Origin of the sequence: Ornithinibacillus proteolyticus (genome assembly GCF_039581225.1) — a bacterium.
Lineage (GTDB): Bacteria > Bacillota > Bacilli > Bacillales > Amphibacillaceae > Ornithinibacillus > Ornithinibacillus massiliensis.
Map to the genome: position 1 here is coordinate 1 of NZ_JBCPXV010000030.1, position 23,045 is coordinate 23,045.

Sequence of the window (23,045 nt, forward strand, 5' to 3'; positions counted from 1 at the left end):
TAAGAAGTACTCCTCCAGTCTTTTTATGGTTTGTGGTCAACTACCATTATACAAGATTTGGGGAGGTACTTCTTTTTTTATCTCTTAAACCCCTTGATACACAAGGGCTAAGAATTATGAAATTCATTCAATTATAGAAATAACAAAAAAAACCTTGCCACAGCAAGGTTTTCATGACGCCCCCGGCAGGATTCGAACCTGCGACACACGGTTTAGGAAACCGATGCTCTATCCCCTGAGCTACGAAGGCATATGGATAGGAACATTCCTTATTATACAAAACTCCGTAATAAATTCAAAGTGCCAAAACTTAACCATATACCAAATATTACTTTCTAATCCTTCAAATCGAGTATAGATAGCGCTTTTGTAGTATGATAAAATTAAAAGATATCTGTCTGATTTCATTTGATTGGGGGAACTAGAATGACAGAGGTCCCATTTATTGCAATAGAAGGACCAATTGGTATTGGTAAAACATCGTTAGCAAAACGACTATCAGATCATTTTAACTTCTATTTATTAAAAGAGATTGTAGAAGAGAATCCATTTCTAGGTAAATTTTACGACGACATCGATGAGTGGAGCTTTCAAACAGAAATGTTCTTTCTTTGCAATCGATTTAAACAACTAGAAGATATTGAAACAAAGTATTTGTCACAACGAAAATCAGTTGTTGCAGATTACCATATATCGAAGAATATGATTTTTGCTAAACGCACCTTACAAGCGGATAAATTTGAGAAGTACGAAAAAATTTATCATATCCTCACCGCAGACATGCCTGTTCCAAATATGATGATTTATTTACATGCAAGCTTGGATACCATCTTAAATAGAATCCAAATGCGCGGTAGAGAAATTGAGCAAAATATTAAGGCATCCTATTTAGCTCAGCTTGCAGAGGATTATGAAGCCTATATGAACGAATTTGAAGTGATGCATCCTGATATTCCAGTCATCCGTATCAATGGTGATGAAATGGATTTTGTTCAATACGAGGATGATTTAACGAAGATTATCGAGCAAGTACAAAAGCAATTGAAGTCTTTTGAAATAGTATCTAAATAATAACTTTTAACCTTTAATAAGAGGAGATTAACGATGAACTTACGCGAAAAATATCATATCCCAAATGATAGTATCATTACAATCGCTGGTACGGTTGGAGTAGGGAAGTCTACGATGACAAAAGCATTAGCCAATGCATTAAACTTTAAAACATCCTTTGAAAAAGTGGATACTAATCCATACTTGGAAAAGTTCTATGCAGACTTCGAACGATGGAGCTTCCATCTACAAATTTATTTCTTAGCAGAACGTTTTAAGGAACAGAAGAAGATATTTGAATATGGTGGGGGCTTCATCCAGGACCGTTCGATTTATGAAGATACTGGAATCTTCGCCAAAATGCATTATGAAAATGGCACGATGTCAAAAACAGACTATGAAACATACACTAGCCTATTTGAATCTATGGTGATGACACCATACTTTCCACACCCAGATTTACTCATTTATTTAGAAGGTTCTTTTGAAGAGGTTCTGAAACGAATTCAAGAGCGTGGGCGTGAAATGGAAAAAAGTACACCGATTTCTTACTGGGAAGAAATGTACAATCGCTATGAAAACTGGATCAATAACTTCAATGCTTGTCCTATCCTAAGAATTAACATATCGGACTATGATTTAATGGAAGATGATACTTCAATCGAACCAATTTTAGAGAAGATTGGCCATTTCATTCAGCAGTCAAGACGTTGGGAAACAAGAGAACTTATTAAATAAGCAAGACAAATGGTACATCCTAAGCGATGTATCATTTTTTTTGAAAAAATTCTTATCTACTTTAAAACGGTATTAACCTATGCTTTGCAGTATAATAAAACTATCATGTGGGAAAGGAAGAAATACCTTGCATACAGGAGAAAGTAATATTCAAAGCCTAAAAGAGATCCGTAAAGAATTAACTCGTTTCATGATGTCTTATAAATTTGGTCTTGATGAAATGGATACAAAAATACAAATTTTAAAAGAGGAATTTCAACATATACATGACTATAATCCAATTGAACATACGAAAACAAGATTAAAATCTCCAGAAAGTATTTTTAAGAAAATTACGAGGAAAAATATTGATTTTAATCTCGAATCTATTGAGAATACTATACGGGATATTGCGGGAATTCGGATTGTTTGTTCCTTTATTTCCGATATATATAAAATTAGTGATTTATTGCAGAATCAAAAGGACGTTACAGTTGTAGAATGTAAGGATTATATCAAAAATCCAAAGCCTAATGGGTATCAAAGTCTTCATTTAATCGTTAAGATACCGGTTTACCTATCTGATCAAATGAAAGAGGTTTATGTTGAAATACAAATTAGAACGGTTGCGATGGATTTCTGGGCTAGTCTAGAACATAAGATTTTTTATAAATACAGTAAGAATGTTCCAGAGGATTTAACGAAGGAATTAAAGTTTACCGCAACTGTAGCCTCTGAATTAGATTATCGGATGGAGAAGCTTCATAAAGAAATTAATAAGCTGAAGGAAAGCGAAGCGGATGAATTTGATTTACTACATTCGGAGCTTAATAACGAGAAATATCATATCCCAATTGCCTTATTAGAATCATTTCTGAAAAAAGAATAGTGCAAAAACGAAAAAAACCGCTACAATATAGCGGTTTTTAATATCTCCAATATTTATGCGCTTTGTTTAAAATGGAGGAGGTAGAGGGATTCGAACCCCCGCGCGGTTTGACCCGCCTGTCGGTTTTCAAGACCGATCCCTTCAGCCAGACTTGGGTATACCTCCGTTGCGACAAATATTAATATACAGGATTTGATTTTTAATGTCAACATGATTATTACGTTTTTTTAACGAAACCAAAATAAAAGACTTTTCCAACTTGAGCAACAATTATCAAACGCATTGTAAAGGAGTTATGGAGCTGTTTAGGCCGTTTATTCTAGGCATTTCCTCTCTAATAGAGGAAGGATATCTACTAACCAGTAGATATCGAAATCATCCTCCATTACTAGATTTTCCCAACCTAGACAGCTCCAATCCCTTTATTTAATAAATTCTACTCCACCCATATAAGGAACCAGTACTTCTGGCACTTTGACAGAACCGTCTTCTTGTTGGTAATTTTCTAAGATTGCTGCTATCGTACGGCCAATTGCAAGACCTGAACCGTTTAAGGTATGAACGAATTCTGGCTTACCATTTGCTTCTCTTCTGAAACGAATGCCAGCGCGTCTTGCTTGGAAATCTTCAAAATTAGAGCAAGAAGAAATTTCACGGTAGGTATCTTGGCTAGGAATCCAAACCTCAAGATCATATTTCTTCGCAGCGGTAAAGCCTAAGTCACCAGTACACATGCTCATGACACGATATGGTAATTGCAGAAGCTTGAGTACTTTTTCTGCATGTCCGGTTAGTTCCTCTAATGCTTCATAAGAGTCCTCTGGTTTAACAAATTGAACCAACTCTACTTTATTAAATTGGTGCTGACGGATTAAACCACGTGTATCACGACCAGCAGAACCCGCTTCAGAACGGAAGCTTCCACTAAACGCAACATATTTAGTCGGTAGGTCTTCTACACGAAGGATTTCTTCGCGATGATAGTTTGTCACCGGTACTTCAGCAGTTGGTACCATGAAATAATCCCAGCCTTCTAATTTAAACGCATCCTCTTCAAATTTAGGCAGCTGACCAGTTCCTGTCATGCTACTACGATTGACGATGGTTGGAGGGAGCATTTCGACATAACCATGCTCATCGGCATGTAAATCCATCATAAAGCTCCATAATGCACGCTCTAGTCTAGCTCCAAGACCTTTATAGAATACAAAGCGGCTTCCAGTTACTTTTCCAGCTCGTTCAAAATCAAGAATATCTAAATTTGTTGCAATATCCCAGTGTGGTTGTGCTTCAAATTGAAATGCTGGTACTTCTCCCCATTTACGAGCTTCTATATTATCATCTTCACTTTCACCAACTGGCACACTTTCATGTGGAATATTAGGAATAGATAGCATGATTGTTTGTAATGTTTCTTCAATCTCTCTTAATTCATCATCGTATTCTTTTATTTGGTCACCAACTTGACGCATTTCTTTAATTGCTTCATCAGCATCCTTTTTTTCCTTTTTCAGCTGTGAGATTTGCTTCGTTACTTCATTTCGTTGTGCCTTAAGTGCCTCAGTCTTGGTAATTAATTCACGACGACGTTCGTCTAGTTCACCAAAGCGGTCTAGCTCAGATAGGTCTTCACCGCGATGCTGCAGCTTTCCTTTTACTTCTTCAAAATTATTGCGTAAATACTTCATGTCTAACATGTGCATTTCCTCCTTTTATTAAATACAAAAAAACCCTCATCCCAAAAATAGGGACGAGAGTTTATATTCCCGCGTTGCCACCCTTGTTGAAGAGTAATCTCTTCCGGCTCTAGTCGTGTTAACGGTACGTAACCGGGTTTACTTACTATTATTTCGGTAAACCAGTTCAAGGATGGATTCACAGCAGATTTTCATCGATTCGCACCAACCATCGACTCTCTTTGGAAAATATTACTGTTACTATTTCCTATCATAACTTTTCTAAGTTCATTTTTTAGTTAATCATTATATTAGCTAATTTTTGTAAAAAGTGCAAGTTTTATTCTTAGACTGTTTTAGTTAACCATAATTCATTAAAAAAATTCACTCGCCATAGTTGATTATGACGAGTGAACATAATTACACATTATTCTTTCTTAAGAAAACCAGCCTTTAACCATATCGACAACAGAGGAGAAGATTCCGCTGAAGAAGTCGCCGACTGCACCTAGTGCTAGCATGAACCAGTTAGATTTCTCAACTGACTCGTCTGCGATTAAATCTACTGATAGATTAGTAGTATTCGTGATATAGCCATAATCATTATCACCAGTAAATACTAGTTGTGCTGTACCGATTTTATCGCCTTTTTCAACTGGTGCTACTAATTCGCCAGCTTCATTTAGCTTGCCTTCATCGATGTTGTATTCTAATTTATACAGCTCTTCGTCTCCTTTTTTAATTGGAAGGGAGATTCCTTCACCAATAGAGACTGCGACTTGATCTTCTTTCCCTTTTGCTACAGGAATTGTTTCTTTATCCTTCAGCTGATAGCCAGCAGCAAATAGTTCTTTATTTTCAAATTGGCCGAAACCATAATCCATTAATCTAGCAGTCTGCTCAAATCGAGCTTCCTTACTATCTGTACGCATGACAACAGTAATCAATCTTCTTCCGTCACGTTCTGCAGTACCAGTGAACGTATAACCTGCTAGGCCAGTGTAACCTGTCTTTAATCCATCGATTCCTTCATAGTGGAACTGCTTCAGGTATGTTGCTTCATGTGGCAGCATCCAGTTCAAGTTCTCTACTTTATATCCCTCAAATTCTGTCTCGATACGACTAGAAATCTCTAGTGCGTGTGGATAATCATTAATCAAGTTATAAGCTAACAATGCTAGAGAACGAGCGGAAAGCATGTCTGTTCCGTTTGGATCCGTACCTTCTGGATAGTTATCTCCAAGCGAGCTATTATCTAATCCAGTAGAGTTAACAAATTGGAAATCAGGAAGGCCCATTTCTTCTGCCTTTTGATTCATTCGTTTTACAAATTCACCTTCAGAACCAGATACTAGTTCAGCAAGGGCAATGGTTGTCCCATTATCAGAGAAGATGGCCATTGCTTCATATAATTCCTTTACGGTATACGGTTTATCTTGTGTTAGACCAATACCAGAAAACTCAGGGTTAGCTGAGATGCTATATGCGTAATCACTAATTTGTGTTGTTGTTTCCCATGTGATTTCCCCATTTTCAATCGCTTCCAAAACAAGATATTCCGTCATAATCTTTGTCATACTTGCTGGTGGAAGGGCAATATCAGGGTCTTTGGCATAAAGAACTTTCCCTGTATCCGCATCAACTAAAATAGCTGATTCAGCATCTAATTCTAATTCTTGAGCTTGTATATTCGTAGGTTGTGCTATAAATGATGTCATGGCTACTAGAATTGCTAGAGACACCATTAATAATTTTGAATAGATCTGTTTCAATGTTGTGACCTCCACCCTATATTTCAATGCTTTTATTTTTATAGAACACCTTTCCTATTTTATCATAAATTTAGCTATTATATAAACCCTCATCTCGCTTATTCTGTCGTAAATAGGTAGTTTTACTTATGCGTAATTTTTACCAATTACTAGAGTTGCTAGCTCATGCTTCTAGGAACTAATGAGGAATGCATAGCGTACCCAAAGCTAAACCGCTTTGATTGCTACATTCCTATCCCCAAAAGAAAAAACCGAACTTAATTGAATTCTAAGAGAGAATTACAATATCAGTTTGGTTTTTTCATAGGTAAGATTATTTTTTCAGCCTATTCCCTTCCAAAATTACCCTTTCAAGGAATAATTCGGTGCTTCTTTTGTAATTTGAACATCATGTGGATGACTTTCTGTTAGGCCAGCATTGGTAATGCGGATGAATTGTCCTTCATTGCGTAGTTGGTCTATTGTCGGTGTTCCACAATAACCCATACCGGAACGTAATCCGCCTAGTAATTGATGAATGGTATCTGCAAGTGGTCCTTTATAGGCCACTCTTCCTTCAATGCCCTCTGGTACTAGTTTTTTCGCATCGGCAGATTCTTGGAAGTAACGATCCTTTGAGCCTGCTTTCATCGCGCCTACAGATCCCATACCACGGTATACTTTATATCTTCTACCTTGATAGATTTCCGTTTCACCAGGGCTTTCAGATACCCCTGCAAACATACTTCCAAGCATTACCGCATGTGCTCCTGCTGCAATAGCCTTTGTAATATCACCAGAATATTTAATTCCACCATCTGCAATGACTGGAACACCATATTCTGCTGCTGCTTCTGCACAATCATAAACTGCTGTAATCTGAGGAACGCCGACACCTGCAACAACTCTTGTCGTACAAATCGAGCCAGGACCAATTCCAACTTTTACAATAGTTGCACCTGCTTCAATTAATGCTTTCGTTCCTTCTGCTGTTGCAACATTCCCCGCAATAATATCCAGTTCTGGATAAGCATTTCGGATTTTTCTCAATTGGTCTAATACACCTTGAGAATGACCATGTGCTGTATCGATAACTACGACATCCACACCAGCCTGAACTAGTGCTTCGATTCGTTTCACGGAATCTCCTGTAACCCCTACAGCTGCACCAACTAATAAACGACCTTGTGCATCCTTGGCAGCGTTTGGAAACTCAATTACTTTTTCAATATCTTTAATGGTAATTAATCCTTTTAAAATACCATGTTCATCTACTAGAGGTAATTTTTCAATTTTATATTGCTGAAGGATTTTTCCTGCTTCATCTAATGTCGTTCCAACGGAAGCAGTTACGAGGTTTTCACTAGTCATGACCTCAGAAATTTTAATAGAGTAGTCTTGGATAAAACGTAAATCACGGTTCGTAATGATACCAACAAGCTTCTGTTCTGTTTCACTATTGACTACCGGTACACCGGAAATGCGATATTTCCCCATTAAATGTTCTGCGTCGAATACTTGATGATCTGGTGTTAGGAAGAATGGATTGGTTATAACACCACTTTCAGAGCGTTTTACACGATCAACTTGTTCTGCTTGCTCTTCAATCGACATGTTCTTATGAATGATTCCTAAGCCGCCCTGTCTAGCCATTGCAATTGCCATTGTTGCTTCGGTCACGGTATCCATTCCAGCACTAATTAAAGGCGCATTTAGCTTGATATTCTTGGTTAAAACCGTACTGACATCTACCTCACGTGGTAGAACCTCTGACTTAGCAGGAAGTAATAGAACATCATCAAATGTTAATCCTTCTTTCTGAAACTTATCCTTTCTCATATAAAATCCTCCTTCAATTTAGTAGTGAAAACAAAGGTAAAAGAATATTATATCTAACTCTGGGAAAGCTAATACGTATATCTATTGTTATATACAATACGCCAACCGAATCATAATTTCAATAAGAGATTGCTGTTAATTTAATGTTCATATTTTCAAATTTTTCTATCAAAAAAGAGGAAGTATTTTATGCGTTTTTCGGAAGATATTCAGTCGTTTTACACGTATTTACAATCACAGCAAACCGCCCAGAAATATTTATATCTTTGCTACCTGCCTTTAGAAGATGTCGATGCTGAGCGGAAAAGCTACGAAAATTGTAATGTCTTTATGTATTGCTTAAACCATGGAAAAGAATACTATCGTGCAGGTGAACAGCTTGATTTAGTATTAAAACCTGTCATGTTCTTTTATGGGATGGCCCATTTATTAAAAGCATGCTTGCTAACGAAAAGACCGGAGTATCCTGAATCTACCTCTGTGCTAGCACACGGTGTATCAGCTAGAAAGCGGAAAAAGAAGGACTATAGCTTTTTAGAGGATGAGGTTAAGGTACAGCATAAAGGATTATTTCCATACTTTTCACAGCATCTCTTCGGAATCAAACAGCTGCCGTTTGAAAAAATGACGATGAGAAGCTTATTTAGCCTTATTCCAGAGCTAATCAACTACTTTGCGTTAGAACAGGATCAAAGCTTGATTCCAATCGGGAAAAGGGGAGATAGATTAATCCGTATCCCAAAAGAAGTTTGCGATCATTATCATATGACAGAAAATGCGTTAATCAAGCGGTTGAAGGATTATCTGTCTTTTCAGGAAAGCCAGATAGATTCCGAATCGATTACGCTCCACTTAACAGACACCCTTATCCCAACCGTAAGCCCTTTTCAAATGGACCTGGATGGCATGATCTATCTCCCTACTGATCGACAGCTCTTTTTTCCACTATCGGAAATAATGGTACACTATTTGCTTTTATACAATCTTAGTATGCTATCCCGTTATGAAGCAGAATGGTGGGGAGAATTATTAGCAACGAAGCCGGATGTGGATTATCCATTCATCTCAAGCTTTTTAACGATTACCCAGAAGAAGATTCCACTCTTAATTGGGGAATATCTTCATAAGAAAATAGAGGGGCAATAAGCTGCTCCCTCTATACTATTTCCTTAATATGCAAATTATGATGATTGCTTAACGTAATGATTTCTCCATTGTCTAATCGAATAATCGGTCTAGTAGGTTGTTTTTGATCAATAAAGACAATCTCCCCAACCTGTTCATTCGATAGGACAATTCTCGTTCCAATAGAAAAATTAGCAATAGCATCGACGAAGACTTGAACGACGCGAGGATCTAGCTTGCTAAATTGATCCTGTTGTAATGCTTCAATCACTTTAAATGGTGATTGCTTCTTTCGATATACCCGTTCACTTGTCATCGCATGGTACATATCACATACGGCAATAATTCTAGCAAAGCCGTGAATTTTTTCTTGCGATAAGCCTAAAGGGTATCCGCTTCCATCTATTCGCTCATGGTGCTGAAGAACTGCTAATTTCACGGTATAAGGGAATGTCGAAATCTGTTCCAACATACGATAAGAGTAGGTTGGGTGTTTTCGCATCTCTTTGATTTCCTCTTTTGTCAATTCGCCTTCTTTATAGATGGAATAGGTATCTAATTTTGCCATGCCCGCATCGCATAATAATCCAGCCATTCCAATTTGATACCATTCTCCTTTTTGATACCCCATCTTCTTGCCTAAATAAGCACTAAGAATGGACACAGCGACACTGTGGTGGAAAAAATAATCCTTTTTATTCGCATACTGATGGAGAGTATATATTTCGGAACCAATATCGTCCATTCGGTCAATTAACGGTAAAATTAGATTCCGAACTGCCAAGCTATCAATAGGGATACTATTACACCAAGAATGATACAGCTTCTTGTATTCTGCTACGACATGCAGGTAATGTTCTTTAAAAGATAACAGTGGTGCAAGGTGGTTTGATGTTGGACTAGGTGATTCCACTTGTTCATCCGTGGTCTTGGGCTTAAATGGTGTACCATCCTTCAGCCGTTCCGAAACATCAACCTGTTTAATTAAAAATTTATGTAATATCTTAATATGCTTTTCATCTAATACGGTATTTTGGGGGATAATTGGACGGTTTGTTTTCCCTCTAACCTCACGTAAGAGAATACAACCAGGAACTATTTGAGTTGGTGTAACACGCATGTTATTCCCTCCCTTTGATGAATATTGGTGACGAAGGAGAGTTATTTCTTCGTCACCTCATTTTTATCTATTATTCATCTTCTGAACTAGCTTCTCCTGAAACATTTGCTTCTTCTTCATTAGGAGCCTCTAACTCTTCTTCATCCTTATCAATCTTCGCTACCGTTGCTACTTCTTCGCCTTCTTGTAAACGGATTAGACGAACACCGCGTGTGTTTCTTCCTGTTTGTGATATTCCTTCTACTGGAATACGGATTAACACACCAGCTGCTGTAATTAACATAATATCTTCATCACCGGTAACTGCTTGTACAGAGACAATATGACCAGTTTCTTCGGATATTTTCGCTGTGAAGATCCCTTTACCACCACGATTGGTAATACGGTATTGGTCTTCTGGTGTACGTTTTCCGATACCTTTATTCGTAACATGTAGAATTTGTAAGCCTTCTTCTAGTATTTCCATCGAAACTACTTCATCATCGTCACGTAAGGAGATACCACGAACACCCGTAGCAGTTCTACCCATAAGTCTTACCTGATCTTCAGGGAAGCGAATTAAATAGCCTTCCTTCGTAGCAATCATAATATCCTTCGTTCCATCTGTTAAACGGACAGAGATTAGTTCGTCATCATCACGTAAACCAAGTGCGATTAGACCGCCTTTACGAATATTAGCAAATTGCGATAGGCTAGTCCGTTTTGAAATCCCTTGCTTCGTCGTGAAGAAGAAGTTTAGGTCCTCACTAAATTCGCTAACAGAGATGACCGCATTAATCCATTCTTCTTTTTCAATTTGAAGGAGGTTAATAATTGGTAATCCTTTTGCAGTTCGGCTATATTCCGGAATTTCGTATCCTTTTACCTTGTATACCTTCCCTTTATTCGTAAAGAATAAAATCGTATCATGGGTGGATGTTGATACAAGATGCTCCACAAAGTCATCCTCATTCGTACCCATTCCCTGGATTCCACGGCCACCACGCTTTTGAACACGGTAGGTGGAAGAAGGTAGGCGTTTAATATAGCCTTTATGGGTTAGGGTAATCACGATATTTTCTTCCGGAATTAAATCTTCATCCTCAAAGAAATCAGAGCCACCAACGGTAATTTCAGTTCGGCGATCATCACCATATTTCTCTTTGATTTCGGTTAATTCTTCACGGATAATTTCTAATACTTTTTCTTCATCCGCTAGAACAGCCCTTAATTCTTGAATGAGCTTTTGTAACTCATTGTATTCATTTTCTATCTTTTCACGCTCTAAACCAGTTAAGCGTTGTAATCTCATGTCTAGGATTGCTTGTGCTTGTTTTTCAGTTAAGCTAAAGCGTGTCATTAAGCCTTCACGAGCAACATCTGCCGTTTTGGAATTACGGATTAAAGCAATCACTTCATCCAAGTGATCTAAGGCAATACGTAGACCTTCTAAAATATGAGCTCTTGCTTCTGCTTTTCGTAATTCAAATTCCGTACGGCGTCGAATGATTACTTTTTGATGGTCTAAATAATGAATCAGACATTCTTTAATATTTAATACCTTTGGAATACCGTTTACAAGTGCTAATGTATTGACCCCAAAAGTAGTTTGTAATGACGTATATTTGTACAGGTTGTTTAGTAATACATTCGCATTAACATCACGACGTAACTCCATCACAATACGCATACCATTACGATCGGATTCATCACGTAGGTCGGTAATTCCTTCAATCCGCTTATCACGAACTAACTCAGCAATTTTTTCAATTAGCTTCGCTTTGTTTACTTGGTATGGTAGCTCTGTTACGAGAATAGTCGATTTACCATTTGCTTGTTCTTCTATTTCCACTTTAGCGCGAACCGTAACCGAGCCTTTACCAGTTTCATAGGCTCTACGAATACCACTTCGTCCTAAAATAATCCCAGCAGTAGGGAAGTCCGGTCCTGGTAAGTAATTTTCCATAATCTCATCAATGGTGATTTCTGGATCCTTACTCACGGCTAAAACGGCATCAATCGTTTCGCCTAGATTATGTGGCGGAATATTAGTAGCCATCCCAACGGCAATCCCTGATGCTCCATTCACTAATAGGTTTGGAAAACGAGAAGGGAAGACTGCTGGCTCTCGTTCGGAACCATCATAGTTATCTTGATAATCAATGGTGTCTTTATTAATATCACGCAGTAGCTCCATCGATATCTTTGACATTCTCGCTTCGGTATAACGCATTGCAGCAGCTGAGTCACCATCGACAGAACCGAAGTTACCATGCCCATCCACTAATGGGTAACGATAACTAAATGGCTGTGCCATACGTACCATCGCTTCGTAAACAGCAGAGTCACCATGCGGGTGATACTTACCAATTACTTCTCCAACAATACGTGCAGATTTTTTATATGCTTTATCGGAATGCATTCCTAAATCATTCATCGCATATAATATTCTTCGGTGTACAGGCTTCATTCCATCACGTACATCAGGCAATGCACGTGCAACAATTACACTCATCGCATAATCTAAAAAGGATGTCCGCACTTCTTGGCTTATATTTATTTCTTTTACGCTTTGACGTTCCTGATCCGCCATCGATTAAAAACCTCCTGATAATGTCTAGACCATCTATATCGTTTTAGACATTTATGGAAACCGAATGAATCGGTTTCCGAATTCTATTACATTTTATTTAGCTAGCTTAAATATCCAAGTTTTTCACGTATTGAGCATTCTCTTCAATGAACTGACGTCTAGGTTCTACTTTATCACCCATCAACATATCAAATACCTGATCCGCTTCAATCGCGTCTTTTAACTCCACCTGTAGCAAGGTACGGTTGTTTGGATCCATCGTTGTTTCCCAAAGCTGTTCGGCATTCATCTCACCAAGACCTTTGTAACGTTGGATACCAGGTTTTGGCACCTCTGGTAATTCTCTTAAAATCCTATCCATCTCAGCATCATTATACGCATAATGTACAGCCTTACCTTGTTGGACCTTGTAAAGAGGTGGTTGGGCGATATAAATATAGCCATGTTCAATTAATGGACGCATAAAACGGTAGAAAAATGTTAATAGTAATGTTCGTATATGTGCACCATCAACATCGGCATCGGTCATAATGACGATTTTTTGATATCTTGCTTTTGTGATATCAAAGTCATCGCCAATACCGGTTCCCATCGCCGTAATCATAGAACGTACTTCCAGATTAGATAAAATACGGTCTAAACGCGCTTTTTCCACGTTTAAGATTTTACCTCGTAACGGTAAAATTGCTTGGAAATGTCTATCTCTACCTTGTTTTGCCGATCCACCCGCAGAGTCACCCTCTACGATATATAGTTCACTAATGGAAGCATCCTTCGATGAACAGTCAGCAAGCTTACCTGGTAAATTCGAAATTTCAAGGGCACTTTTTCTTCTCGTTAAATCTCGTGCTTTTTTCGCAGCAGCACGTGCACGGGAAGCCATTAATCCTTTTTCTACAATGGTTTTACCAACAGATGGATTTTCAAGTAAAAACGTAGAAAATAACTCACTAAAGATCGAGTCTGTAATCGCACGAACCTCGCTATTTCCTAGCTTCGTTTTCGTTTGCCCTTCAAACTGTGGATCTGGGTGTTTAACGGAAACGATTGCGGTAATTCCTTCGCGTACATCATCCCCAGTTAAATTAGGCTCATTTTCCTTCATAAGACCATTTTTTCGAGCATAATCATTAATGACACGGGTTAGGCCTGTCTTAAAGCCAGACTCATGTGTACCGCCTTCATACGTATGAATATTATTCGCAAAAGAGTAAATGCTGCTATTAAAGCCTTCGTTGTATTGAACCGATACTTCAACACTTATCCCTTGATCTTCACCTTCTGCATAGAAAGGCTCATGTAGTACCTCTTTATTACGGTTGATATATTCCACATACTCACTAATACCACCCTCATAATGGAAGGACTGTGGCTCTTCTCCCGTACGTTTGTCCTCAATGGTGATACGAATACCTTTATTCAAGAAAGCAAGCTCACGTACACGTTGTACGAGCGTGTCTAAATCATACGTAGTCGTTTCTGTAAAGATTTCTGGGTCTGGTTTAAAGTGTGTGGTCGTACCAGTGTGATCGGTCTCCCCAACTATCTGAAGTTCATTAGTCGGTACACCACGTTCAAATCCGATATAGTGAATTTTCCCATCACGATGGACATATACTTCTAAATTAGTTGATAGTGCATTTACTACGGAAGCACCTACACCATGTAGTCCACCAGACACTTTATATCCGCCACCGCCGAATTTACCACCGGCATGGAGTACTGTCATGATGACTTCAACTGCTGGTTTACCTGTCTTTTTTTGAATATCGACTGGAATTCCACGGCCATTATCTTTTACTGTAATACTGTTATCCTCTTCGATAATGACTTGGATATGATCACAATAGCCTGCTAATGCTTCATCAATACTGTTATCAACGATTTCCCAAACTAAGTGATGTAGTCCCTTTACACTTGTAGAACCAATATACATCCCTGGTCTTTTTCGTACTGCTTCTAAACCTTCTAATACTTGTATCTGGTCGGCATTATACGACTGATCTGCTTTTACGTTTTCTTCCATTGCTTTTTCCACCTACATTCTAATTATTCAAGCTCTAGATCCTCTGAATAATCATCAAGTTTACTGATAGTTGATTTTATACTTGCCCGTTTCTTTAATGTTGCAACAGACAATGCACTAAAATACAACTGATTATTCGTGATAACGACTGACTTTGCACCTTCCTTAGGTCCAATAATATGTGTTTGGTTAGCTGTTATCATCTCGTCCATGATTGTTGATGACGAAATAATATTATGGTCAACAATGGAAATAATATCGTTTGACCGGATAACATTGCCATTTCCAATATGAATAAACAATTTCTATTCCCCCAACAAGTCACCTATTGTCATTACCTAGTGACTGTTCCATTATGGACCCTGAATATATCTGCTTTCTCCAAGGTTTCGTGATGAATGCCATCAACACTAGTTGTCGAAACAAAGGTTTGAACCTTACCTTGAATCGTATTTAGAAGATGTGATTGCCTAAAATCATCTAATTCACTTAGGACATCATCCAGTAATAGGATCGGATATTCTCCTACCTCGCTATATATAAGATCGATTTCAGCAAGCTTTAAAGACAATGCGGTTGTCCGCTGCTGACCTTGTGACCCATAGGTTTGAACATTTTTTCCGTTCACATAAAAAAGGATGTCATCCCGATGTGGTCCTAAAAGCGTTGTTCCACGTTCAATCTCTTTTTCTATAATTTGATTGAATTTCTCCTGATAACTATTTTCTATTTTCTCCCTAGATGCGCCTTCTAATACTTCAATTGAAGGTGAATAAACAATCTCTAACGCTTCTAGTTCATGACTAATTCCATGATGAATTGGCTTTGCCCATTTTCTTAATAGCTCAATAAAGGCAAAGCGTCTTTCTAAAATCGTACTGGCATGCTCTATTAGTTGCTCGGTTAGAATACCAAGCATCACCCGATCCATACTTCGATCTCGCTGCATTTGCTTCAACAAATGATTCCGCTGCTTGAGTACTTTTTGAAATTGTCCAAGGTGATAAATATATCGTGGCTGGATTTGACCTAGTTCCATATCGATAAATCTTCTACGAATTTGTGGAGGTCCTTTTACGAGTGTCAAGTCTTCAGGGGCGAACATGACGACGTTTAAGTTACCAATATAATCACTTAATCTTCTTTGCTCTAAGTGATTCAACTTAGCCTTTTTGCCTTTGGCAGAGATGACGATTTCCAGTGGAATCGACTGATTTCGCTTTTTTACTCTACCTTCTATTTTAGCATACTCTGTATCCCAACGGATTAATTCTTTTTCTTTTGGTGTCCGGTGGGATTTCGTAAAGGCGAGAAGGTAGATAGATTCCATTAGGTTCGTTTTCCCTTGTGCATTCTCACCTATAATGACATTTACTTTATTGGCAAAGCTAAGCTCTAATTTTTGGTAATTTCTATAATTGGTTAGTATTATTTCTTCAATATGCATGTAGATTCCTCATTTAGGAACTAATCTTTCTTAACCACAATAAAAGATCCAGCACCCTCAATTTCTACAACATCATTCGGGTATAGCTTTCTTCCTCGACGTTGTTCTCTTTCTCCATTAACAATTGCACCTTGATCTTGTAAAAATGCTTTTACCATACCACCGGATTCTAATACATTGGTAAGTTTTACAAATTGGCCAAGGGTGATATATTCCGTATTAATTTCAATTTCTGTATGCAAGTTGATCACCAGTTTCTTATTGTTTATTTGAAATCATCGCTTATTATCATTTTACTAAAGTTTTTGCTTTAAGGAAAGGTATGCCCCTTAAATTATAGTTAAAACGGTTATATAGGCTTATAAATGCATTTATGTGCATAAAAAAATGGCTTTTATCATTCATTTTGGTGATAAAAGCCATTTTTTTATTCTAGCCAGAACCACTGCCGGTATACACTGCACTTTCTAACAGGTTGCCTATCAGCCCTTTGTGCTACTTCTTAAGGGGGCATGGAGGTTCATTAATCCAGCAGGAGTCTCCGTGCATACCGACCGTTCCGTATAGTTATGATTATTTTCAAGAGCATTTTATCTCTTTAGCAATGGAAATACTTGTTTCCTCAGTGCTTCGATTGGAGATTGACCAATACTACTCTTTATGGAAATATACTTATCCACATGTTAATAAGTTCGTACTGGCAAGATTAATTGAATCATGGCTGGATCGTTGATAGGGCGGATGATGAATGGTCTCATTGCTCCAGTGAAATCTACCATCACTTCATCAACATCCATAACTTTTAATGCATCTAACATATATTTAGAGCTAAACGAAATCTTCAGTTCTTCTCCTTCGATGGATTGTACGGTCAGTTCTTCCGATACATGTCCAACCTCAGGGGAATTACTTGTGATTTCTACAATATTTTGATCTAACGTAGATAATTTTACGACATTATTCCGTTCCTCACGTGCTAGTAAAGAAGCACGATCAATACTAGAAATTAAGTCTTTTGTTTTGACTTGTAGAACGGTTTTACTCTGTTCAGGAATTAATCGAGATGTTTCTGGATAGTTACCGTCAAGAATTCTCGATAGGAAGTTTAAGTGTTTCGTTCTGAATAAGATTTGGTTATTTGTTACACTAATTTCTACCATTTCTTCCGAGTCATCAAGAATTTTATTTAATTCATTTAAGCTTTTTCCTGGTACAACGATGCTTTGGAATTGAACCTTTGTTGAATTAACAGGAACTTCTCTAGATGCTAATCGGTGACTATCTGTTGCGGTAAAGGATAATTTATTATCGACAAGTGATAAATTGACACCAGTTAGAATTGGTCTCGTTTCCATAGATGAAACGGCAAATACAGTTTGCTTAATTAAGCTTTTTAATAAATCAGTAGGTAGTTCAAAGCTATCATCTGTTTGTAATTTTGGTAGTTGAGGGTACTCTTCTGCATCTTGACCATTTAAATGGAATTCTGCTTTACCAGAACGAATTGTGACGCTAAGATTTTCATCCGCTTCAATTTCTACATGTTGTTCAGGTAATTTCCGTACAATATCGGGGAAGTATTTCGCATGTAATACAATACTTCCTTCTTCGATATTTTCTACATTGACCATTCCTTCTTCTTCAGCTGGAATATAAGATTCAATCGAAATATCAGAATCACTACCAGTTAACGTAATGCCATGAGATTTCGCCTCAATTTTCATTCCAGTTAAAATTGGAATCGCTGTTCTTGAAGATATAGCTTTCATTACATCTTGAACACTATCGATTAATTGATCACGTTGAATCGTAAATTTCATGAAAAAATCCTCCAATGGATGGTTCTATATATATTTATTTTTTATTATAAAAAGATAGTAATAATAGTAATAAGGGCTGTGATTATGTGGATAACCCGTTTGAACCTAGATAGAATATAGTTATCCACATGTGAATAAACTGTTTGTAACTGTGTATGTGTTATCCACGCTATAAACAGGGGATAGCATCTTAAAGAGCGTGTAATTGTTGTTTAATTTCTTCAATTTCTTTCGCAAAAAGAGAATCCTTATCTAACATGCCTGCTATTTTTTCATGGGCATGGATGACAGTTGTATGATCACGACCGCCAAATTCTTCCCCAATTTTAGGTAAGGAATAATCGGTTAGTTCTCTAGATAAATACATCGCAATTTGTCGTGGAAAGGCAATGGACTTTGTACGTTTCTTAGCTAAAAAGTCTTCTTTTTTGACATTATATTTCTCGCCAACCACTTCCATAATCGTAGCAATTGTAATCACTCGAGGTTTATTGTTAGGAATAATATCTTTTAATGCATCTGCTGCTAATGCCGCATCAACATCTTGATTAACAAGTGATGAGTAAGCCACAACGCGAATTAATGCACCTTCAAGCTCGCGAATATTCGTATCGATTTGATTAGCAATATAGAGCATGACTTCATTTGGAATATCAAGTCCTTCAGCTTTAGCCTTTTTCGTTAAAATGGCGATCCTGGTTTCCAAGTCAGGAGGGGTGATATCCGTTATAAGTCCCCATTCAAATCGAGAACGAAGGCGATCTTCCAGTGTTGGTATTTCCTTTGGTGGCCGGTCACTAGAAATAATAATTTGTTTATTTGCTTCATGAAGCGCATTAAAGGTATGGAAGAATTCCTCCTGGGTTGACTCTTTTCCAGCAATAAATTGGATGTCGTCTATTAGCAACACATCAACATTACGGTATTTATTACGGAAGTTAGTCGTTTTGTTTTCCATAATGGCGTCGATAAATTCATTCGTGAACTTCTCAGACGAAATATATACCACCTTGGCATCTTTATTATGTTCTAGTACATAGTGGCCAATCGCATGCATTAAGTGGGTTTTCCCCAAGCCAACGCCCCCATATATAAATAATGGGTTGTAAGCTTTCGCAGGTGCTTCAGCAACAGCTAAGGATGCGGCATGAGCAAAACGGTTTCCGGATCCAATTACAAATGTATCAAATGTATATTTAGGATTTAGCATCGTTTTTCCGTCATGGGTGTCATGAACATTTGCTTTTGGCTTTGGCTTCTGCTTAAATTCCTCTTCAATGACAGTATCTAGAATAATAATTTTTATATTAAGCTTTGACCCTGTTACTTCTAGTAAAACCTTTTGAATTAGCTGGGAGTATTGTTCTTCTAACCAATCTCTAGCAAATTCGGTTGGAGCAGATATCGTTAGCGTATTTCCTTCTAAATTCTCTGCTTTCGTCTCCTTTAACCATGTATCAAAGCTAGGTTTACTGATTTTTTCCTCTATCTTTTCAAGCGTAGCATTCCATAAATCATGGATATTTTCCAATTCGTTCCCCCCTTTCAAGTAACGATAATAGATTAGCCTAAATTAAGAATAAAAAACCTCTCTCAATCTTTTCCGCATATTTTAAAAAGATGCTTCATAAGATGGAAAGGTATATAATCTATTATTTCTTTCACAGATAGAACAAGGTTAAACTATTTCCAGCTTGCAATAGAAAATCATCCCATTTGCTATTAAAATGTGATGTTTTCTAACGATAACTACAAAAAATAGTTACATGTGGTTGTGGATAATTTACATTATACAGTACAAGTATGGAAAAGAGTTATTCGCAGATTATAAAAATTTGTGGATAGGTTAAAAACAGACTGTGAATAATTGTCCACAGGATATCCACAAATTGTGCATAAGTTTTACTAGAGAAATACTTATTAACATATTAAAACACAACTATAATATCAAAAAAAAGCAAGCTCTGCAATGGTTTTTCGACAGTTATCCACAATATCTAGTGGTTGTAGACATTTTTTATTCACACCACTATATTTTGTGATTATCTTGTCGACAAATGTTGTGGATAGAAAATTGGGCGTAAAAATTCATGAACAAGGTGTGTGGATAAGTGTTTTTGTGTTGTAAAAGGGGGAATAATTATCGTACTTGTTTGTGAATGAAATAAAATCGGGATTGTTAAAAGAGGAATAAATGTAAGTTTTTCTGAAAATGCAAGTTGACGTTGGTGGATTTTTTCAGTATAATTGCATGGATGTCTATTGGATTAGATTTTGTCTTGGAGAAATAAGATCCCTCGGGGAGGTGCAACATAAATGAAAAGAACGTTTCAACCAAATAACCGTAAGCGTAAAAAGGTACATGGCTTTCGCGCACGTATGAGCACTAAAAACGGTCGTAAAGTTTTAGCTCGTCGTCGTCGTAAAGGAAGAAAAGTATTATCTGCATAGGCCACTGAAGCGTCAGTGGTCTTTTTTACGCTAGAGAGAGAATGAACGGTGTAAAAACGGAATTCTAAATTGGATAGAATAAACTTTAAAGCAGTGGTTCACAATGGATATAGACCCACCTGCTTTTTTTACATAAAGAACAGGGGAACTTGGCTTTTTTAGTGTTAGGTGATGAGTGATGAAGAAAGAATATCGGGTGAAGGACAATAAAGATTTTCAAGCTATTTTTAAAAAGGGGAAATCTTTTGCGAATCGACAGTTGGTTATCTATTATATGAAGAAAAAGGATCAGGAACATTTTCGAATTGGCTTATCTGTAGGCAAAAAGATTGGGAATGCGGTCGTACGGAACCGGATTAAACGTTATTTACGGCAAGCATTTCATGAGCTAGAAAATGATATTGAAGCTTCCTATGATATGATTATTATTGCGAGGCAGCCAACTAAGTCGATGGATTTTTTTGAGGTAAAGAAAAGCTTAACGCACTTATTGTCGAAAGAAAGACTATTAAAGCGTAGGTAATGTGTTAGATTAAGATAGAATCTAATGCTCGTTTATTGTAAAATATGTGTTATAAAAGTTAATGATAGATGAAAGCGATTTTTTTGTTGGACTAGTTAGGAGGAGCAGAAGTTGCGTAAGAAGATATTTTTTATAGCAATACTAATTGGATTGCTAGTAGTATTATCTGGTTGTACAGAAATAGATCAGCCAATTACAGCGGAAAGTGAAGGAATATGGAATAGTTATTTTGTTTATCCGTTATCATGGTTAATAATGTATTTTGCTGATTTATTTAACGAGGACTATGGATTAGGAATTATTATAGTGACAGTAATTATTCGTACGTTATTACTTCCACTAAATATTAAGCAATTAAAAAGTTCTAAAGCGATGCAAGATATTCAACCGGCTTTAAAAGAATTACAAGCGAAATATAGCTCAAAAGATGCGAACACACAGCAGAAATTGCAGCAGGAAACGATGGCACTATTTCAAAAGCATGGCGTTAACCCACTAGCTGGTTGTTTACCAATCTTTATTCAAATGCCAATCTTACTTGGTATTTATCATGCGATTATGCGTACTGAGGCAATTGGTGGGCATACATTCCTTTGGTTCCCATTGGATCAAGTGGATTATGTATTACCGATTATTGCTGGTTTAACAACATTCTTACAGCAAAAACTAATGATGGCAGGAAGCCCTGCAGCAGCAAACCCACAAATGACGGTTATGCTTTATATGATGCCGATTATGATTACGGTATTTGCATTCTTCTTCCCAGCTGCATTAGCACTTTACTGGGTAATTGGTAACTTATTCATGATTGCACAAACCATTTTCATTCGTAAGCCAATGATGAAGGATACGAATTCTGGGGGAGACAAAAAGTGAGAGAAGTAACTGCTACTGGACAAACAGTTGACGAAGCGGTCCAATCAGCATTAGAGCAGTTAAACACATCTAGGGACCAAGTAGAAGTGGATATTATTGATGAGGGAAAAAAAGGAATTCTAGGTGTATTCGGTGCTAAGCGTGCCATTGTAAAGGTAAGGCTAGCTAAGAACCCAATCCAAGAAGCTGAAAAATTCATCCTTAATGTTGTGAAAAATATGAATGTAGAAGTGGATATTACCACTACTGTGGATGGGAACCATGTTAATTTTGATTTAAGTGGAGAGAAAATTGCGCTCTTAATCGGAAAACGTGGACAAACCTTAAATGCATTACAATATTTAACACATTTAGTCATCAATAAAGAAGGCAATCAGTACTATACGGTTACATTAGATGCGGAAGGCTACCGCGGGCGCCGTAAGGAAACTCTTGAAACTTTAGCGTTACGTATGGCAGACAAGGCAAAGCGCTTTAATAAAAAGGTTGCACTTGAACCAATGCCAGCCTATGAAAGAAAAATCATTCATAGTGTATTACAAAATAATCAAGATATATCGACATATTCCGATGGAGTCGAACCACATCGACATGTCGTTATTAAACCATAGTAAGTAAAAGACCTCTGGCGAACCAGGGGTCTTTTTTTTGAAAGATAAGAAAGCATAAAGATACCGCAGTGTTATAACTGTGGTATTTTTTTTGCGGATTGGACGGAGATGGGCAGTTGGAGTGCCCTTTTTGCGGTTGGGTGAGAGTAGAGAGGGCAGGGTGAACGGAGGATGTCTGTCGATGCCCTTATTAGGTTGAGTGAGCTTTAAAAGGTAATAGAGAGATGATGTCAGTGCCCTTTTTTCGGTCGGGTGAGGTGAGAAAGGTAACAGAGGGAGAGTATCAATGCCCTTTTTCGGATGAGCGAGCTGAAAAAGGTAACAGAGAGAGAGTATCAGTGCCCTTTTTCCGTTGAGAGAGTCGAAAAAGGTAACAGAGAGAGTGTGTCAGAGCCCTTTTTCCGTTGGTCGAGCCGAAAAAGGTAACAGAGGGATAGTGTCAGAGCCCTTTTTAGGTTGAGTTAGGAGAAAAAGGTAACAGAGGGATAGTGTCAGAGCCCTTTTTTGGTCGGGGGAGCCGAAAAAGGTAACAGAGAGAGTGTGTCAGAGCCC

19 protein-coding genes, 2 tRNA genes and 1 other annotated feature are annotated in these 23,045 nt (G+C 37.5%); of the genes, 8 read left to right on the plus strand and 13 right to left on the minus strand.

The window, feature by feature from the left end:
- Window positions 1-177 precede the first annotated feature (177 nt).
- Window positions 178-250: transfer RNA gene (locus AAIB49_RS13705), tRNA-Arg, on the minus strand.
- Between the two features lie 176 nt (window positions 251-426).
- Between AAIB49_RS13705 and AAIB49_RS13710 the strand changes: the two genes are divergently transcribed.
- From AAIB49_RS13710 to AAIB49_RS13720, 3 genes are all read left to right on the plus strand, one after another.
- On the plus strand, window positions 427-1,071 hold the full coding sequence (locus AAIB49_RS13710) for a deoxynucleoside kinase (protein ID WP_343458344.1): 645 nt from the start codon (window positions 427-429) through the stop codon (window positions 1,069-1,071).
- A gap of 33 nt (window positions 1,072-1,104) precedes the next feature.
- Complete coding sequence (locus tag AAIB49_RS13715) at window positions 1,105-1,788, plus strand: deoxynucleoside kinase (protein ID WP_186871076.1); 684 nt, start codon at window positions 1,105-1,107, stop codon at window positions 1,786-1,788.
- 190 nt (window positions 1,789-1,978) lie between these two features.
- A complete protein-coding gene (locus tag AAIB49_RS13720; protein WP_343458364.1) occupies window positions 1,979-2,656 on the plus strand; it encodes a GTP pyrophosphokinase in 678 nt (225 codons plus the stop codon).
- Between the two features lie 72 nt (window positions 2,657-2,728).
- Here AAIB49_RS13720 and AAIB49_RS13725 read toward each other — a convergent pair.
- The 4 genes from AAIB49_RS13725 to guaB form a co-directional block, all read right to left on the minus strand.
- Window positions 2,729-2,821: transfer RNA gene (locus AAIB49_RS13725), tRNA-Ser, on the minus strand.
- A 257-nt stretch (window positions 2,822-3,078) separates the two neighbouring features.
- Window positions 3,079-4,353, minus strand: coding sequence for a serine--tRNA ligase (serS, locus tag AAIB49_RS13730; RefSeq protein WP_343458345.1), 1,275 nt, complete (start codon window positions 4,351-4,353; stop codon window positions 3,079-3,081).
- A gap of 46 nt (window positions 4,354-4,399) precedes the next feature.
- Window positions 4,400-4,616: a binding site (T-box leader), on the minus strand.
- A gap of 153 nt (window positions 4,617-4,769) precedes the next feature.
- Complete coding sequence (locus tag AAIB49_RS13735; protein WP_339217625.1) at window positions 4,770-6,104, minus strand: D-alanyl-D-alanine carboxypeptidase family protein; 1,335 nt, start codon at window positions 6,102-6,104, stop codon at window positions 4,770-4,772.
- Between the two features lie 342 nt (window positions 6,105-6,446).
- The gene (gene guaB, locus AAIB49_RS13740; protein ID WP_343458346.1) at window positions 6,447-7,922 is read right to left on the minus strand and encodes an IMP dehydrogenase; all 1,476 of its coding nucleotides are present in this window, start codon (window positions 7,920-7,922) and stop codon (window positions 6,447-6,449) included.
- A 189-nt stretch (window positions 7,923-8,111) separates the two neighbouring features.
- On the opposite strand from guaB, the gene AAIB49_RS13745 reads away from it, so the two are divergent.
- Complete coding sequence (locus AAIB49_RS13745; protein ID WP_343458347.1) at window positions 8,112-9,068, plus strand: YaaC family protein; 957 nt, start codon at window positions 8,112-8,114, stop codon at window positions 9,066-9,068.
- 10 nt (window positions 9,069-9,078) lie between these two features.
- Here AAIB49_RS13745 and AAIB49_RS13750 read toward each other — a convergent pair whose 3' ends face one another.
- From AAIB49_RS13750 to dnaA, 8 genes are all read right to left on the minus strand, one after another.
- On the minus strand, window positions 9,079-10,167 hold the full coding sequence (locus AAIB49_RS13750) for an HD-GYP domain-containing protein (protein WP_343458348.1): 1,089 nt from the start codon (window positions 10,165-10,167) through the stop codon (window positions 9,079-9,081).
- Window positions 10,168-10,237: 70 nt separating this feature from the next.
- Window positions 10,238-12,739, minus strand: a complete 2,502-nt coding sequence (gyrA, locus tag AAIB49_RS13755; RefSeq protein ID WP_343458349.1) for a DNA gyrase subunit A — start codon at window positions 12,737-12,739, stop codon at window positions 10,238-10,240.
- A 106-nt stretch (window positions 12,740-12,845) separates the two neighbouring features.
- A complete protein-coding gene (gyrB, locus tag AAIB49_RS13760) occupies window positions 12,846-14,765 on the minus strand; it encodes a DNA topoisomerase (ATP-hydrolyzing) subunit B (RefSeq protein WP_343458350.1) in 1,920 nt (639 codons plus the stop codon).
- Between the two features lie 23 nt (window positions 14,766-14,788).
- The gene (gene remB / locus AAIB49_RS13765; RefSeq protein ID WP_343458351.1) at window positions 14,789-15,067 is read right to left on the minus strand and encodes an extracellular matrix regulator RemB; all 279 of its coding nucleotides are present in this window, start codon (window positions 15,065-15,067) and stop codon (window positions 14,789-14,791) included.
- Window positions 15,068-15,099: 32 nt separating this feature from the next.
- Window positions 15,100-16,212 carry a DNA replication/repair protein RecF gene (recF, locus tag AAIB49_RS13770; protein ID WP_339217639.1) on the minus strand — a complete coding sequence of 371 codons (1,113 nt, stop codon included), beginning with the start codon at window positions 16,210-16,212 and terminating at the stop codon, window positions 15,100-15,102.
- 20 nt (window positions 16,213-16,232) lie between these two features.
- Window positions 16,233-16,454, minus strand: coding sequence for a S4 domain-containing protein YaaA (gene yaaA / locus AAIB49_RS13775; protein ID WP_339217641.1), 222 nt, complete (start codon window positions 16,452-16,454; stop codon window positions 16,233-16,235).
- Between the two features lie 441 nt (window positions 16,455-16,895).
- Complete coding sequence (dnaN, locus tag AAIB49_RS13780) at window positions 16,896-18,032, minus strand: DNA polymerase III subunit beta (RefSeq protein WP_339217643.1); 1,137 nt, start codon at window positions 18,030-18,032, stop codon at window positions 16,896-16,898.
- 190 nt (window positions 18,033-18,222) lie between these two features.
- On the minus strand, window positions 18,223-19,563 hold the full coding sequence (gene dnaA, locus AAIB49_RS13785; RefSeq protein WP_339217644.1) for a chromosomal replication initiator protein DnaA: 1,341 nt from the start codon (window positions 19,561-19,563) through the stop codon (window positions 18,223-18,225).
- Between the two features lie 785 nt (window positions 19,564-20,348).
- Here dnaA and rpmH point away from each other — a divergent pair.
- The 4 genes from rpmH to jag all read left to right on the plus strand — a co-directional run bounded on the left by rpmH (window position 20,349) and on the right by jag (window position 22,493).
- Window positions 20,349-20,483 (plus strand): 50S ribosomal protein L34, encoded by a 135-nt coding sequence (rpmH, locus tag AAIB49_RS13790; RefSeq protein ID WP_010094630.1) that lies wholly within the window; start codon window positions 20,349-20,351, stop codon window positions 20,481-20,483.
- 178 nt (window positions 20,484-20,661) lie between these two features.
- Entirely contained in the window at window positions 20,662-21,006 is a 345-nt protein-coding gene (gene rnpA / locus AAIB49_RS13795) for a ribonuclease P protein component (protein WP_339217649.1), read from the plus strand.
- A 111-nt stretch (window positions 21,007-21,117) separates the two neighbouring features.
- Window positions 21,118-21,882: a YidC family membrane integrase SpoIIIJ gene (gene spoIIIJ, locus AAIB49_RS13800; RefSeq protein ID WP_343458352.1), complete on the plus strand. Its 765-nt coding sequence runs from the start codon at window positions 21,118-21,120 to the stop codon at window positions 21,880-21,882.
- On the plus strand, window positions 21,879-22,493 hold the full coding sequence (jag, locus tag AAIB49_RS13805; protein WP_339217653.1) for an RNA-binding cell elongation regulator Jag/EloR: 615 nt from the start codon (window positions 21,879-21,881) through the stop codon (window positions 22,491-22,493). Before spoIIIJ ends, jag begins: the two co-directional genes overlap by 4 nt.
- Window positions 22,494-23,045: the final 552 nt, after the last annotated feature.

Bases quoted from the DNA above. Each gene is read 5' to 3' on its own strand.
- recF (WP_339217639.1), bottom strand. From the start codon at position 16,212: ATGCATATTGAAGAAATAATACTAACCAATTATAGAAATTACCAAAAA.
- serS (WP_343458345.1), bottom strand. From the start codon at position 4,353: ATGTTAGACATGAAGTATTTACGCAATAATTTTGAAGAAGTAAAAGGA.
- rnpA (WP_339217649.1), top strand. From the start codon at position 20,662: ATGAAGAAAGAATATCGGGTGAAGGACAATAAAGATTTTCAAGCTATT.
- dnaN (WP_339217643.1), bottom strand. From the start codon at position 18,032: ATGAAATTTACGATTCAACGTGATCAATTAATCGATAGTGTTCAAGAT.
- AAIB49_RS13750 (WP_343458348.1), bottom strand. From the start codon at position 10,167: ATGCGTGTTACACCAACTCAAATAGTTCCTGGTTGTATTCTCTTACGT.
- AAIB49_RS13710 (WP_343458344.1), top strand. From the start codon at position 427: ATGACAGAGGTCCCATTTATTGCAATAGAAGGACCAATTGGTATTGGT.
- gyrB (WP_343458350.1), bottom strand. From the start codon at position 14,765: ATGGAAGAAAACGTAAAAGCAGATCAGTCGTATAATGCCGACCAGATA.
- rpmH (WP_010094630.1), top strand. From the start codon at position 20,349: ATGAAAAGAACGTTTCAACCAAATAACCGTAAGCGTAAAAAGGTACAT.
- guaB (WP_343458346.1), bottom strand. From the start codon at position 7,922: ATGAGAAAGGATAAGTTTCAGAAAGAAGGATTAACATTTGATGATGTT.
- gyrA (WP_343458349.1), bottom strand. From the start codon at position 12,739: ATGGCGGATCAGGAACGTCAAAGCGTAAAAGAAATAAATATAAGCCAA.
- AAIB49_RS13715 (WP_186871076.1), top strand. From the start codon at position 1,105: ATGAACTTACGCGAAAAATATCATATCCCAAATGATAGTATCATTACA.
- AAIB49_RS13745 (WP_343458347.1), top strand. From the start codon at position 8,112: ATGCGTTTTTCGGAAGATATTCAGTCGTTTTACACGTATTTACAATCA.
- AAIB49_RS13720 (WP_343458364.1), top strand. From the start codon at position 1,979: ATGATGTCTTATAAATTTGGTCTTGATGAAATGGATACAAAAATACAA.